We start from the raw sequence: 13,598 nt of genomic DNA, 5'->3' as shown, positions 1-13,598 counted from the left end.
AACTTTTAAAAGGTGTTAGCTCCCTTAAACTGCTAGCTGTGGCCGTCATATGACATGATTTCTTTCAATCCTGTCAAGAGTCGCTAAACTTACTGAAGTTGGATTAAAGCAAGACTGTAATTCCCCAAAGACCATGCCTGACTTAAACTTGTCCCTGACGCGAGATGACTGTCACTTGAAAGTAGGATGCTTTTACCCGCAAGACTGTTGTCATAGTAAGTATCGTTTGCTGTAAAATTCAGACTGCCACCAGAGGCATTGATAATGACTAAATATTTGTTCACACCATTAGCCATAATATAAGATACGATACCTGAATCATAGCGCAAAGGTTGAATCAAAGTCCCATTATAAATCTGGCTATAATCATCCGGCCAGAAACTCGGATTGGCCTTTTTAAAGTGAATTAATTGTCGCAGGAAATCGACTTGTGCCGCATAGGTACTTGCCAAATCCCAGTTGGTATTAGACGACTCATCGCCCACAAAATATTTGGTATTGTTCAAGGTCACCACGCCATTGTAAGGATTCCGAGCTAATTCAATCTGCGCATCTGCTATATCCTTTAGACCAGTATCATGATTGGACTCGATTTTCGCTTGTTGAATCGTTGCTAGGGCAGGATTGCCAGAAACATTGACATAGCGACTCATGTTAAATTCCTGACCATTTTGCATCACCGTCGTTCCCGCAGCCAAGATATTGATGGCTGACGCAAGTTCAGACCGGGCCTCATGCGTTTCTTGAGCGTCATAAGGATTATAGAGCCATTCCAGATCAGATATGGTTTGACCATCGTGACACTCTACATAATTCACCGCTTGGGCAGGTGTGCCATACTGCATCAGACCATCACCAGAGCCACGGATGGCACTCAGAAGAAGGCCAGAACTGTTCTGATCCCCAGCAACAAAATTTTGGATGGTATCCCGTTCGCCATTGTTAAAATAACCAATGCCCGGGGTCTGAACAGCTTTCGACACATCGACTTTCTGATCATCAGGCACATCTGTTCCCATATACCAGCCCTCACCGTAAGTCAAGATATGTGGATCAATGGTGTTGAGCATGGCACGAATGGCATTCATCGTATCTTTATCAAAACTCGCCATAATATCAAAACGGTAGCCATCTATCCCATAATTCAAGGTATAATACTTAATCGAGTTCAAAATAAATTGACGGAACATCAGATGATTGGTCGCTGTATCATTACCGCAGCCTGTTGTGGAAGACCGACGGAAATAATAGCCGGGTTGCGTCTTCTCAAAACTCGAAGTGGCTTGATCATAGACGTGATTGTAGACCACATCCATAACGACACCCATGCCCTGATTATGAATCGCTTGGACCATCGTTTTCATTTCATTCAGTCGCGTATTGGGATTCGTCACGCTTGTCGCATAGGAACCTTCTGGCACGTTATAGTTCAATGGATCGTAGCCCCAATTATAAACGCTTGGGAACGTCGGACTTGCAAGTCCAGTATCAGAAATACTGGCAAAATCATACATCGGTAAAATTTGGAGATAGTTGACCCCTAACGCTTTCTCATAGCTCAAACCCGTGGTCAGACCCGTATTGGGGTTGGTCGTGCCGGTTTGGGCAACACCTAAGAATTTCCCGCTATAAGCTGGTGTAACCCCAGAAGTCGGCGAGTTTGTAAAGTTTTTGATATGAATCTCGTCAATCACCGCTTGCGTTGAGCTTGCTTGTCGCCAAGTCGCCTCTGTTCCTTGTTTCACGGCAAAACCACTTGGTGTGACACTTGCAGGCGATACGACAACTGAGCGAAGTCCGCCTGAAACCGTCGCAATGCTGTAAGGATCTTGGGTCGTCATCGTTGTCGATGTGCCATTTACCGCACCATAATTGCCAGCATAGTCACTTATCGTGCCATTGCCAAAAGTTAATTGATAGGTATAGACCAGACCGTTTTGGTCACCTGGCATTGTCACCGCCCAGACCCCGATTGTATTTTTAGTCAAATCTGATGGATTGGCAACTGTCCCCCGCGTCATGGTATAGGTTGCAACTTGTGGTGCTGTGGCATTGCTCCCTGATTTGCCATAACTGATGACTTTAACACTCGTTGCCGTAGGCGCCCAGACTTTGAGCGTTGTGCCACTCGTTGTATAGTTTGCCCCTAAGTCACCCGCAGTATAGGCCCATTTCGCATCAAATGGTGCAAAATAATTGCTGGTGGTTGCAGTTTTTAAATCGGCATTCGCAGCTGTCGCATAGGTATTGCTGAGCGTTGCAGCATTGGCATGCCCTAGCGAAAATTCTGCAGGAAACGGCGAAGCAATTGGAACATGGGGTTGAACGCCTGAGAATGTCCCCAATAACCCAAGCGAAAGCAACGAAATCGCAGCTATTTTTATTTTTCGATTGATTTTTTTAAATTGATTAACCATCTTTCTCCCTTATTAAGATGTTGAGCGACTGCCTCGGTGTGTCACATGCTTTTCCTAACACCAAGGCGCCGAAACGCCGGCAGTTTGTTAAAAGTAAATAAATTCTGAAAGCGATTGTGTCATTTTACCGCCAAATAGATCACCTCCCCTTTTTAAACGCAAACGTTTGCATAAACGTCCAGCATTTCACAGATGCAAATTTGCAAAAGACATCTTTTCCTTAGGACTTGTTTCACGCAACAAGCCTCATCAATTATTGGTATCACTCCTTTCAAAAACTTCCTAAACCTTATAGATAACAAAGGCATTCAGCCTTGTTTCACTAACTTAAGACTCCGAATCAGAAGAACAACTTAGCCGTACCGATTTGACACAGTCAAGGCTATCCATCCTGATCATCATTTATATCCCCTATTTTCTCTACTCTTATTTATAACATACATCCGCCTAAAAAGAAAGCGGTTGCATAACTATTTTTAAAATAAATCAAAATATGTTATAATAACTTAAATAGTCGTTCACTTTCTTAAATCTAGGTAGACGATGGATTGACCTGAAAAAACACTTTCAACTTATGAAAACTTACTCATTTTCTCTCCCCTAAAATCTCTGAAAAGGAAAAAAATGTCTGACAATTTTTCAAATCAACAGAATTATCTGGATCAAGCAACAATACCAACTACAACCCCACACGCAACTGGTTTGTCTATCGCTGCCCTAGTTTTAGGTATTCTTGCTATCCTTGGTAGCTGGATTCCCTTTATTAATCTCATCTCAATTGTGATGGGGATTTTAGCGATTATTTTTGACGGTTTGCCTTGTCAAGGCTAACCGTCAAAATATCAGTAAATATTTTCCGATTGTCGGCATCGTTCTGGGCGGTCTGACCATTGTCCTCAGTCTTGTCATTACGATTGGCACCTTCTATTTAATCAGTAAGATTGAACCAGAGGCAAAGCCTGCCATGAGTTATGATCTCAAGATAGATAATTTGCCCTATAAACCGATTAAAGAGATGACGCCTGAAGAATTTTTAACTCTCTATGGGATACTTGCCGATGACTATGAAAACTTGGTGGAGGTTTTTGAACAAGATCCTTACGATATCGAAGTTAATGATGAAATTATCACTTTGTCAACATGGCGTTTAGAAATGCTAGCACGGCTTCTTGATATTCATCAAGAGTTATCTAAAGAAGAGTACAAGCAAATTCTTGAATATAATCAACGCATCTCACAAGCAACAGAAATTTTCAATCAAGAGACGCCATAAGATGATGGCCCAGATAAATCTTTCGGGGTCTCAACTACAAAAAAAGAGTTCTGATGAGAACTCTTTTTTGTTTTATTTCAGCAAATTTTCATCATCGCCATTGCTTGCGATAACGTCTTTGTACCAGTAGTAAGAATCTTTCGGAATGCGTTTCAGCGAGCCCGTCATCGTTTCGTCTTGGTCCACGTAAACAAAACCGTAGCGTTTTTGGTAGCCGTTGAGCCAGCTCAGCAGGTCTGTGTAGCTCCAAGTTGTGTAGCCAATGACATCAACGCCATCAGAAATCGCTTCTTTGATGGCTAGGACGTGTTTTTTCAAAAAGTCAATCCGGTAATCATCGTGAATTTGACCGTCTTCAAGTTTGTCGTACTCGCCCAAGCCATTTTCAGTAATCAGGACTGGCAAGCGATAACGTGAGGCAATGCGGCGCAAGGCAATCCGCAGACCAATCGGATCAATCGTCCAATCCCAGTTAGTCGTTTCGACAAATGGATTGGTCACCGTTTTTTGCAAGCCTGGAATACCAGAATCTTGAGAGGTACCTTTTTTACCTGTCGTGTTCATTTGATAGCTGTCTTTGTTTTCAACGCCACCAACGACTGGATTCCAAGCATTGGTCGCTGTTTGATAGAAATTCAAGCCCATGAAGTCTGGTTTAGCAGATTTGAGCAATTCAGCATCACCAGCTTCAAAAGTTGGTGCAATGCCCAGTTCCTTCAGATAATTGAGGGCAACGATTGGATATTCGCCATAGACATAGACATCCATCCAGAAATGCGCCATCATTTCTTCAGCATTTTCAGCCGCCAAAACATTGAGCGGGTTTGAATCAATCGCATACTGTGGTGTGTAGGCAAATGATGGCCCAATTTTACCGGCAATGCCCATCTCATGGAATTTATTGATGACCGCAGCATTGGCGAGATTGGCATGGTGGTTAACTTGATAGAAAAGTTTAGGGTCTTTTTTACCCGGTGGGTGTGTGGCAATTTGCCAGCCCATGTGTGTGAAAATATTTTGTTCATTGAGCGACACCCAGTATTTCACACGATCACCATAGGCTTTAAACAAAGTCTCAGCATAGTTCACAAAATCTGGAATGATTTGACGTGATTCCCAGCCACCATAAGCATCTTGGAGGGCTTGTGGTAAATCCCAGTGATAAATCGTGACCAGTGGTTCAATCCCATTTGCCAGCAAATCGTCGATCAAATCACTGTAGAATTTCAGCCCAGCTTGATTGACTTCACCCGTCCCGTTTGGAAAAATACGTGTCCAGGCGATTGAGAAACGGTAGGCTTTCATGCCCATATCAGCCATGAGTTTGACGTCTTCTTGGTAACGGTGATAATGATCGACTGCAATATCCCCATTTGTGCCTTTAAATGTTTTGCCAGGAATGCGAACAAAATTATCCCAGACTGACAGACCTTTGCCGTCTTCATCGTAAGCGCCCTCAATTTGGTAGGCAGCTGATGCGCTCCCCCAAAGAAAATCACTTGGAAACGCTGTTAATTTTTGATGTTCCATGTTCAATCTCCTTATTCTTTATAGTTAAAGTATATAGTTATTTACAGAAAAAGTCAACTATTGGTTGACTTTTTTCTTATTTTTAAATAATAAACACGCATAAAACTATATATATTATTATTTACCATTATAAGCTGCGAGAATGTTATTCAAGATAGCTTTCATTTGACGTTTTTTAAGCCAGCCCAGACCAATTTGCATCATCATATCATTGAGATTTTGGAAGAATCCGTGTGATTCCAGTGTTTCTGAAATGACAACTTCCGTTGTCGTGTCATCAATCTTGTGCAATTCCCAACGTGTCACAAACGTATTTCTAATCGTCTTTGTTGTAAACGCATAGACTGAAGGCTCTAGCACGTCATCAAAGATGATTCTACCTGCCTGATTTTGTTTGGCACCAAATTTTTTCTTGTATTCAAAGCCAGTCAAACTTGAGATTTTAGGCCGCTTACCCGTATTTTTTTCGATATCATAGAGACCAGATTCGATTATTTTATCAAAAATAAATTGGCGCGGTACCTTTAAGGTTCTGATAATTTCCATTACTTAGGCTCTCCGTTTTGATCTGATTTATCTTTTTTACCACCCACAATGACCATGCCAAGGCCAAGCGCGAACAACAAAATGCTGACAATCAAAAAGACGCCTTTGCCTTGCAGCGTTGAGATAAAAATTAGCAAGGCTAAACTGATGAAAGCCCATCCCCATTTTTGCAACATTATTTAACCACCTCTACGTTGAAGTACAGCGCCATGCCCCACGGTTGCGCTTTAATTAGCGTTTTAGCTTCTGTTGCTTTCGCTGCCAAATCACCAGCTACTTCGAAAAAGAGACGAATGCCTTTTTTCTCTACAAACTTATAGCCATTTGCCTCTAAAATTGCGATAACATCATCTTGTTTCATTGCCATATTTACGACGATCATGTGATACCTCTTTCTTTTTGTAGATATAATACACTATCATACTATTTTATCATTTTTAATAGAAAAAGACGACTTTCGCCGTCTTCTTCGAGCATAAGCTCAACAAAGTGAGACTTATCTTAAGCTTCTTCTTCCATTGCGTTCGCTGCGATTACAAATGGGAACCAGATTGCGAATGATGCGACGAATGTAACTGCTGTTACAACGATTGCGCGCCAGTCGAAACCAGTTGCCATGAAGGCATTGATAAATGGTGGTGTTACCCATGGCACTGGCAAGACAACTGGTGAAACCAAGTGCAATGCAGTTGCGACATAGGCAATGGTTACTGATACCATTGGTGCAAGTAAAAGTGGGATAAAGAAGAGTGAGTTCAATACCAACGGCATACCGAACATAACTGGTTCATTGATGTTGAAGAGACCTGGTGCGATAGAAAGTTTCGCAACTGTTTTGTAGTCTTCACGTTTAGAGAACCAAAGAATGGCAATGATCAGTGTGATTGTACCGGCAGTACCACCAAACCATGCAAAGGCATCCCATGACCCACGTACCCAGAGGGTAACGAATTTACCATCGACAGCGTGTGCTTTGTCTGTTGCACCTTTAGCAATGAGGTCTTTAACCCCTTGCAAACCAACTTTGCTGTAAACTTCATTGTTAGCAAGTTGAAGTGGTTGCCAGATACCATCGAGTACAGCGCCCAATACGTTTGTCCCGTGGATACCGAAGAACCAGAAGAGTGAGACGAAGAACGTCACGATCAATACTGAAACGATAGATTGTGACAAGGCTTGGAATGGCTCAGCGATGTATTTGCTGATCAAGAAGATTAAGTCGTTACCAGTCCATACTTTGATGAAGTAGTAAATGATTGACACAACATAAACCGCAACGATTGTTGGGATGATGGCCAAGAAAGCTTTAGAGACTGCTGGTGGTACTGAATCTGGCATTTTGATAGTGATATCAGCAAGCATCAATTTTGCATAAAGGATAACGGCAAGGGCACCCATGATGATAACAGTGAAGTAAGCACCAGCGTCCAATTGGCCTGCTGAAAGACCCATTTTCCAAGTTGCAATCCCTTGCGCAGCAATGTTGGCATTAACAGTTTCCATTGCTTTTTCAGAAAGGCCAGCTGTTGCGATACCGATAATGTTTGGCAGACCTGAAACGAGAGCTGCAACCCCTACGATACCACCTGCGAGTTCATTGACTTTGTAAGCTTTTGACAGGTTATAACCCCATGAAAAAGCGAAAATAAGACCGATAATTGTCAATGTCCCTTGGCTGACAAGGCCTGAAATACCAGCGATTTGTTCAAAAACTGGTTTGTCCGAAAGTGTCCAAGAGCCATCAGAAGCGCTACGTTGAACAAATTGTTGGACGGCACTTGGTACGGTACCAATCAGTACTGATACCAATGTTGCCATCGCCCCTACCATCGTCGCTGGCAACATCCCAACGAACGAATCACGAAGAGCAACTAAATGTTTTTGCGAGCCAATTTTAGCCGCTACTGGGACGAGATGTTTCTCCATCCACTGTTGCAATGCATTCATAAATAATTCCTTCCTTTTACGATTAAGGGTTAAGCCTTAATCAAATTTCCTAAAATTAAAATAAACGTGACAGCTTGTCAGCATTATTTTTCATTTTTAACAACTTTGTATAATTCGATGATTTCTTTTGCCAAATCAACGAATGCAATACCTGTCATCAAATGGTCTTGGGCATGTACCATGTAAATAGATACCGGTACATCTTCACCATTTGCAGCCTTAGTCAATAATTCCGTTTGACCATGGTGGGCTTCCACGATTGCTTTGCTAGCTGCTTCGATACGTTCATCAGCTTTTTCGAAGTTGCCTTCTTTAGCTGCACGAATCGCTTCAACTGCTGAAGATTTCGCTTCTCCACCATACATAATCAAAGGCATAATGACTGCCATCTGTGCGTCGTCCATGTTTCTCCTTTCTTCGATAAATTTTTCTAACAATAAAATAAATACGTGGATAACTTGTCATGTTTTTTTGAAACCGCATACAAATCACCTACTCAATTATATTAACATGGAACATAATATTTTGCAAGCATTTTTTGAATAAAAATATATAGTTATAAATGCAACAGAAAACGAAGCTAGAAGCCCTATATACCGGTATCCAACGTATACAATCAATCATCATGACCGACACCCAATTAATTTTTCGATACAATATCATATAGTTTTTAACGATTGTTAGGCAACTCAGATAACACTGTATCTCGACCTTTTCAGCAAACGCTTTCAGTGGTCTATACCAATATAATATCATTTAATTTTCATTTTTGCAAGCGTTTTACAAACAAAACTATTAATTATTTTATTCACAAGGTAAATTTTAGGGATGCTTCTCCTCATCTGATTCAAAAAAAGCGACGCAACTCCTGGTTTACGTCGTTTTTGTTAAGTCATCCATTTAAAATCAAGTTAGCCCATAATCGTGAGCACAACCATTAAGACCGCTGATACAAGGTAGATGGCGAAAAATGTTATTTTCTGTGTCTCTGAAATCTTAGACTGTAAGATTTTCGGGGCAAAAGGCGCAGCCAACAGGACACCGCCAAGTGCACCACCGATGTGACCGATCATACTAACGCCTGGCTGAAAGAGATTAATCGCCAAATTGGCAATAATTAAAATCGCAAATTGCTTGCCGACTGCCTGAAAAGAAGGATTTTTAGTCAGATAGCCCAACATTGCCATAGCCGCAAAGATACCGAAAAGGGAGGTGGATGCCCCCGCTGACAAAGTATCTGGATGAATGAAGAAGGTTAAGATGTTACCATAGATGCCAGATAGGAGATAGATGGCAAAAAATCGGCGGCTACTAAACACACCTTCAATCTGCCGACCGATAAAAATCAGCGAAAAAAAGTTGAGCAAAAAATGTTCCCATCCGATATGAACAAAAATCGGCGTTACCAGCCGCCAAATATGGCTAGGATGCTCAATAATATCTGGGCCAAACAAGGCACCGAAATGAAAGAGGTTGATGAAATCTGTCGCCTGTGCACCATTTGCCAAAAACTGGGAGAGCCAGACCCCGAGCGTGATGGCTGCTAAACTATAAGTCGCCGGATAGCGACGGAATTCTTTTTGAAAATTAGTCATGCTTTTATTATACCTTAAAAATGTGTCTGACTGGGATATCGAACTTGTTTCTTTCTATGGTAGGAAGCATCTGAAAATCATAAACAAAACTGACCGTTTGACCTGTAAAATCAGCCAAGTAGCGATCATAATAACCACCACCATAGCCGATACGGTAACCGTCAGCTGTCCACGCCAAACCTGGCACGATAATCAAATCTGGGGTGACTGCAATATCAGACTTGCTCTCTCTAACACCAAAAGGCGTGAGAAAAAGCGCATTTTCATCATAATCCGTGAAAATCATCTGTCGCTGGGGCAAGGTTTTAGGAATGACAAGCCGTTTGGTCGTATCTGCTAAAAGCCCTGTCATGTCAAATTCAAAAGACATGGGCATGAAAGCTGCAATCGTTTCTGCTTGCTGATACAGGTCTGATGCCAGAAATTGGGTCATAATCGCCTGAGTTTGCCTCTGTTTGTCAGAAGAATCAAACGTTTTTAAGGCCAATTTCATCTTTTTGCGAATTTCCGCTTTCTTTTTCATATCTTTTATGATACCATAAAGAAGTAGTTTGTATACGATTTAAAAAGTTTGGTTCATTTTGTTTCATCCTTTCTAAGCAGTTTCAGAATTACACAAAATTAAAATGCCCCCAAGGGGCGAAGGAGATTCAAAATGGCACAAGGTACAGTTAAATGGTTTAACGCTGAAAAAGGTTTCGGTTTCATCACTGGTCAAGACGGAAAAGACGTTTTCGTACATTTCTCAGCGATTCAAACTGACGGTTTCAAAACACTTGAAGAAGGTCAAGCAGTCAACTACGACGTTGAAGATGGCGCTCGCGGTTTACAAGCTGTCAACGTAACTAAATAATTATTAGTTGCTCATAACACGAGACGATTTCTTGCGAAATCGTCTTTTTGTGTTAAACTATAACTGTCACACAGAAAACGGTTTCAAAAGAAAGGACGATGCAAAGTGAGCTGCTGTTTTGATAACAAGCTAGATTTTGCAACTTATCATGATAGATTTAACCAAAGGCAAGCCGATAAAAGTTATCCTGCTCTTCACATTACCATTGCTTCTGGGTAATTTATTCCAACTTTTTTATAACTTTATTGATGCCATTATCGTTGGACATACCCTCGGCAAGGAGGCTTTTGCTGCCGTTGGAGCGACGAGTGCCCTGAATTTCTTGATTATGGGCTTTGCAATTGGGATTACCAGTGGTTTTGCCATTATCATCTCTCAACGCTTCGGCGCAAATGACGCCGACGGTGTCAAACACTCCTTTGCCATCGGCCTTTTTCTCACGCTGATTACGGCACTGATTCTAACCATCATCGCCTATACCATGGCGCGACCTTTGCTCGAGATTATGCAGACGCCTCCTGAGCTCATCACAGATGCTCACGACTTCCTGAAAGCTATCTTTGGCGGGATGGTCTTTACCGTTCTGTTTAACTACCTCTCCAACGTCCTACGGGCGATAGGCGACTCGCGGACACCTTTGATTGCCCTGATCATCTCGACCATTCTCAATATTATTTTAGAGTTCGTCTTTATCCTCGGTCTCCATGCTGATGTCTTTGGGGCTGGGATTGCGACGATTATCGCTCAGGCTTTCTCTGTGGTCTTTTTGGTCATCTATATCAAGCTGAAAGTACCCATGCTCCATCTGCACAAGCAGCACTTTAAGTTTGACAAAAAAGAGATTACCAAACATGCCGCGCTTGGCTATCCCATGGGTTTCCAGTCTAGCATCATCGCCATCGGTAGCCTGACCTTGCAAATCGTACTCAATAAACTGGGAACTGATGTGGTCGCCATGCAAGCCATTGGTCGGCAGATTGATCAGCTGGCCATGTTGCCCATGATTAGTCTTGGCCTTGCCGTGACGACCTTTACCGCGCAAAACTTCGGTGCGCGCCAATACAAGCGCATGCTCATCGGGCTCAAACACGCCGTGATTATCGATGTCCTCTGGGGCATCGTCTTTGCCGCCGGCCTCATCATCTTTAACCGCTTCTTCTCCGGCCTTTTCATCAGCCACAGCGAGACGAAAATCATCCACCTCGCTTTCGAGTATTACTTGGTCAATGGTCTCTTTTATTGGATTTTAGCCATTCTCTTCGTTGTGAGGTCTTTCATTCAAGGCTATGGCAACAGTTTAGTGCCGACCTTAGCAGGCATGGCAGAACTTGTCATGCGGGCTGGGGTTTCCGTGCTGAGCCTCGTTACCGTCGGCTTGATTGGCGTCCTCTTTTCAAGTCCTGCCGCTTGGATTGGGAGTGTCATTATCCTCGTGCCTAGCTACTTTAAGATTACTAAGGACTTGCGGGGGCGTAGTGATGGTGAAATTGATGAAGCTGATGATGCCAAACATCCAATAAAACTAGACTATCATCAAAAATAAAAAAGTTGGCTAATTTTAGCCAACTTTTGTTTTTAAAAAAGCTGAAATTTGCTTTACCCCAAAATCAAGCGCCGCTTCATTGGGCGACATTTTAGGGTGGTGTAGCGCATAAGGCGTGTCAATGCCTAACCAACACATGACGCCAGGAATTTTCGACAGGATATAACCGAAATCTTCCCCTGTCATGGCTGGCGCGATGTCAATCAAATTCACGCCATCTCGCGCATCAAAGAAGGTCATCAAGTCCTGCGCCAACTCAGGATGATTTTCGACTGGCAGATAACCGCCTTGTTTAAGCTCAATGTCAACTGCCAGACCAAAGCTCAGGGCAACACCTTCTGCAATGGCTCTGATTCTTTTTTGGGTCAACTGATTCATTTCCTGAGTTAAGGTCCGAATCGTCCCATGAAGAAAAGCCGTTTCTGCAATCACATTATTTGTTGTCCCCGCATGGAGGCTACCAAAAGTCACGACTGCCCCTTCAATCGGGTCGACATTCCGGCTGACAATGGTCTGAACTTGTGTGATGAAATAACTGGCGGCAACCAGCGCATCATGGGCTTGATGGGGAAAGGCAGCGTGACCACCAGTTCCCTTAAAGTGAATCTTAACCTCACAAGTTCCCGCAAACAAGGTATGGGTATTGGTCGCAATGTCACCAACTTTGAGATCAGGTCTGACATGAAGCGCATAAAATTCATCAGGTCGCCAGTCGCCATCAAAGACGCCAGCTTCATACATGAGCATCCCACCAGCTTCATTTTCCTCAGCTGGCTGGAAAAGAAAAATCAGATTATTTTTCGGTTGGGTTGCAAGCATAGTCTCCAAAACGCCAAGCGCTAGGGTCATGTGCATATCATGACCGCAAGCGTGCATCCGACCTTCATGGCGCGAGGCAAAAGTCAGGCCCGTGTCTTCGACAATCGGCAAGCCGTCAATATCCGTCCGCCAAGCGATTGTCTTGTCAGGCGCAAAACCATTGAGCTTGACGACAATCCCTGTCTGCCAAGTTTTAATGTCAACGAAGGATTTGTCCGCAGTCAACTCACGGATTTGTGCCATGAGATAGGCCTGCGTCTCAAATTCTGCCAAACCAATTTCGGGAATCTGATGGAGCTCCCTGCGAATTTTGATTAAATCTAACATCTTTTCACCACTTATCTGCTAATAAAGGGACTATCTTAAAGTTAAAGTGTTCTCAACGCCTCTTCAAGTGCTGTTTTCTGCTTGGTCTTCTCATCAATTTTCTTAATCACGCGCGCAGGAACGCCTGCCACGACAACATTTTCAGGCACATCTTGTGTGACGATAGCACCCGCCGCAACAACAGCCCCATTGCCAACTTGAACACCCTCAATGACCACGGCGTTAGCACCGACTAGGACGTTATCCCCCACACGAACAGGTTCAGCACTCGCAGGCTCAATCACCCCCGCAAGCACAGCACCCGCACCGATATGTGAGTTCTCGCCGACAATGGCACGGCCGCCTAAAATCGCACCCATGTCAATCATCGTCCCCGCACCAATTTCAGCGCCGATATTAATCACTGCACCCATCATAATCACGGCATTATCGCCAATTTCGACTTGGTCACGAATCACAGCACCCGGCTCAATTCGCGCATTAATTTCACGTTTATCCAGCAAAGGCACCGCAGAATTTCGCCCGTCTTGCTCAACGATATAATCCTTATTTTCAGTCAAATTGACCAGAAGCGGCGCAATTTCCGCCCAGTCACCAAACAAAACATTGCCAAGTTGAACGACCGATTCAGGCTTAGCACCCGCTAAGGCTCCCTCGAAAGTCACTTTCACCGCTGTTTTTTTCTCAGCATTCCCGATAAATTGGATAATTTCTTGTGCTGTCATTTTGTTCGTCATTGTTTTCTCCC

Annotated in this window: 15 protein-coding genes; 4 read left to right on the top strand and 11 right to left on the bottom strand. The window is 43.1% G+C overall.

Annotation, left to right across the window (positions count from 1 at the left end):
* Positions 1-89: 89 nt before the first annotated feature.
* Positions 90-2,417, bottom strand: a complete 2,328-nt coding sequence (locus RsY01_RS08420) for an alpha-amylase family glycosyl hydrolase (protein ID WP_094785109.1) — start codon at positions 2,415-2,417, stop codon at positions 90-92.
* 624 nt (positions 2,418-3,041) lie between these two features.
* Between RsY01_RS08420 and RsY01_RS08415 the strand changes: the two genes are divergently transcribed.
* Positions 3,042-3,248: a hypothetical protein gene (locus tag RsY01_RS08415; RefSeq protein WP_094785108.1), complete on the top strand. Its 207-nt coding sequence runs from the start codon at positions 3,042-3,044 to the stop codon at positions 3,246-3,248.
* Positions 3,223-3,690, top strand: coding sequence for a hypothetical protein (locus RsY01_RS08410; protein ID WP_094785107.1), 468 nt, complete (start codon positions 3,223-3,225; stop codon positions 3,688-3,690). Before RsY01_RS08415 ends, RsY01_RS08410 begins: the two co-directional genes overlap by 26 nt.
* Before the next feature lie 72 nt (positions 3,691-3,762).
* Here the strand turns inward: RsY01_RS08410 and RsY01_RS08405 are convergent, their stop codons facing one another.
* The 8 genes from RsY01_RS08405 to RsY01_RS08375 form a co-directional block, all read right to left on the bottom strand.
* The gene (locus RsY01_RS08405) at positions 3,763-5,220 is read right to left on the bottom strand and encodes a glycoside hydrolase family 1 protein (RefSeq protein WP_094785106.1); all 1,458 of its coding nucleotides are present in this window, start codon (positions 5,218-5,220) and stop codon (positions 3,763-3,765) included.
* Positions 5,221-5,337: 117 nt separating this feature from the next.
* Positions 5,338-5,766 carry a DUF3284 domain-containing protein gene (locus RsY01_RS08400; protein ID WP_094785105.1) on the bottom strand — a complete coding sequence of 143 codons (429 nt, stop codon included), beginning with the start codon at positions 5,764-5,766 and terminating at the stop codon, positions 5,338-5,340.
* Positions 5,766-5,942, bottom strand: a complete 177-nt coding sequence (locus tag RsY01_RS10930; protein ID WP_157905808.1) for a hypothetical protein — start codon at positions 5,940-5,942, stop codon at positions 5,766-5,768. Before RsY01_RS10930 ends, RsY01_RS08400 begins: the two co-directional genes overlap by 1 nt.
* Positions 5,942-6,148 (bottom strand): hypothetical protein, encoded by a 207-nt coding sequence (locus RsY01_RS08395; protein ID WP_094785104.1) that lies wholly within the window; start codon positions 6,146-6,148, stop codon positions 5,942-5,944. The genes RsY01_RS10930 and RsY01_RS08395 overlap by 1 nt, the downstream gene beginning before the upstream one ends.
* A gap of 119 nt (positions 6,149-6,267) precedes the next feature.
* Positions 6,268-7,713 carry a PTS sugar transporter subunit IIC gene (locus RsY01_RS08390; RefSeq protein WP_094785103.1) on the bottom strand — a complete coding sequence of 482 codons (1,446 nt, stop codon included), beginning with the start codon at positions 7,711-7,713 and terminating at the stop codon, positions 6,268-6,270.
* A gap of 83 nt (positions 7,714-7,796) precedes the next feature.
* A complete protein-coding gene (locus RsY01_RS08385; protein WP_094785102.1) occupies positions 7,797-8,117 on the bottom strand; it encodes a PTS sugar transporter subunit IIA in 321 nt (106 codons plus the stop codon).
* Positions 8,118-8,624: 507 nt separating this feature from the next.
* Complete coding sequence (locus RsY01_RS08380) at positions 8,625-9,308, bottom strand: rhomboid family intramembrane serine protease (protein ID WP_094785101.1); 684 nt, start codon at positions 9,306-9,308, stop codon at positions 8,625-8,627.
* A gap of 7 nt (positions 9,309-9,315) precedes the next feature.
* A complete protein-coding gene (locus tag RsY01_RS08375) occupies positions 9,316-9,831 on the bottom strand; it encodes a 5-formyltetrahydrofolate cyclo-ligase (RefSeq protein WP_094785100.1) in 516 nt (171 codons plus the stop codon).
* A 132-nt stretch (positions 9,832-9,963) separates the two neighbouring features.
* Between RsY01_RS08375 and RsY01_RS08370 the strand changes: the two genes are divergently transcribed.
* Positions 9,964-10,161 (top strand): cold-shock protein, encoded by a 198-nt coding sequence (locus RsY01_RS08370; protein WP_003138831.1) that lies wholly within the window; start codon positions 9,964-9,966, stop codon positions 10,159-10,161.
* 148 nt (positions 10,162-10,309) lie between these two features.
* Positions 10,310-11,704, top strand: coding sequence for an MATE family efflux transporter (locus tag RsY01_RS08365; RefSeq protein ID WP_094785169.1), 1,395 nt, complete (start codon positions 10,310-10,312; stop codon positions 11,702-11,704).
* A gap of 15 nt (positions 11,705-11,719) precedes the next feature.
* On the opposite strand, the gene RsY01_RS08360 is transcribed toward RsY01_RS08365, so the two are convergent.
* Both RsY01_RS08360 and dapD read right to left on the bottom strand, forming a co-directional pair.
* Positions 11,720-12,850 carry an N-acetyldiaminopimelate deacetylase gene (locus RsY01_RS08360; protein WP_094785099.1) on the bottom strand — a complete coding sequence of 377 codons (1,131 nt, stop codon included), beginning with the start codon at positions 12,848-12,850 and terminating at the stop codon, positions 11,720-11,722.
* 41 nt (positions 12,851-12,891) lie between these two features.
* Positions 12,892-13,587 carry a 2,3,4,5-tetrahydropyridine-2,6-dicarboxylate N-acetyltransferase gene (gene dapD, locus RsY01_RS08355; protein WP_094785098.1) on the bottom strand — a complete coding sequence of 232 codons (696 nt, stop codon included), beginning with the start codon at positions 13,585-13,587 and terminating at the stop codon, positions 12,892-12,894.
* Between the last annotated feature and the right edge of the window lie 11 nt (positions 13,588-13,598).

It is taken from the genome of Pseudolactococcus reticulitermitis (assembly GCF_002260845.1).
GTDB lineage: Bacteria > Bacillota > Bacilli > Lactobacillales > Streptococcaceae > Pseudolactococcus > Pseudolactococcus reticulitermitis.
The sequence above is the reverse complement of the archived record's forward strand: the minus strand, read 5'-3'. Positions and strand labels throughout refer to the sequence as shown.

Coding starts and splice junctions, on each gene's coding strand:
- RsY01_RS08395 (WP_094785104.1), bottom strand. CDS start 6,148: ATGATCGTCGTAAATATGGCAATGAAACAAGATGATGTTATCGCAATT.
- dapD (WP_094785098.1), bottom strand. CDS start 13,587: ATGACGAACAAAATGACAGCACAAGAAATTATCCAATTTATCGGGAAT.
- RsY01_RS08360 (WP_094785099.1), bottom strand. CDS start 12,850: ATGTTAGATTTAATCAAAATTCGCAGGGAGCTCCATCAGATTCCCGAA.
- RsY01_RS08420 (WP_094785109.1), bottom strand. CDS start 2,417: ATGGTTAATCAATTTAAAAAAATCAATCGAAAAATAAAAATAGCTGCG.
- RsY01_RS08390 (WP_094785103.1), bottom strand. CDS start 7,713: ATGAATGCATTGCAACAGTGGATGGAGAAACATCTCGTCCCAGTAGCG.
- RsY01_RS08400 (WP_094785105.1), bottom strand. CDS start 5,766: ATGGAAATTATCAGAACCTTAAAGGTACCGCGCCAATTTATTTTTGAT.
- RsY01_RS08405 (WP_094785106.1), bottom strand. CDS start 5,220: ATGGAACATCAAAAATTAACAGCGTTTCCAAGTGATTTTCTTTGGGGG.
- RsY01_RS08370 (WP_003138831.1), top strand. CDS start 9,964: ATGGCACAAGGTACAGTTAAATGGTTTAACGCTGAAAAAGGTTTCGGT.
- RsY01_RS08415 (WP_094785108.1), top strand. CDS start 3,042: ATGTCTGACAATTTTTCAAATCAACAGAATTATCTGGATCAAGCAACA.
- RsY01_RS08365 (WP_094785169.1), top strand. CDS start 10,310: ATGATAGATTTAACCAAAGGCAAGCCGATAAAAGTTATCCTGCTCTTC.
- RsY01_RS10930 (WP_157905808.1), bottom strand. CDS start 5,942: ATGTTGCAAAAATGGGGATGGGCTTTCATCAGTTTAGCCTTGCTAATT.
- RsY01_RS08380 (WP_094785101.1), bottom strand. CDS start 9,308: ATGACTAATTTTCAAAAAGAATTCCGTCGCTATCCGGCGACTTATAGT.
- RsY01_RS08375 (WP_094785100.1), bottom strand. CDS start 9,831: ATGAAAAAGAAAGCGGAAATTCGCAAAAAGATGAAATTGGCCTTAAAA.
- RsY01_RS08385 (WP_094785102.1), bottom strand. CDS start 8,117: ATGGACGACGCACAGATGGCAGTCATTATGCCTTTGATTATGTATGGT.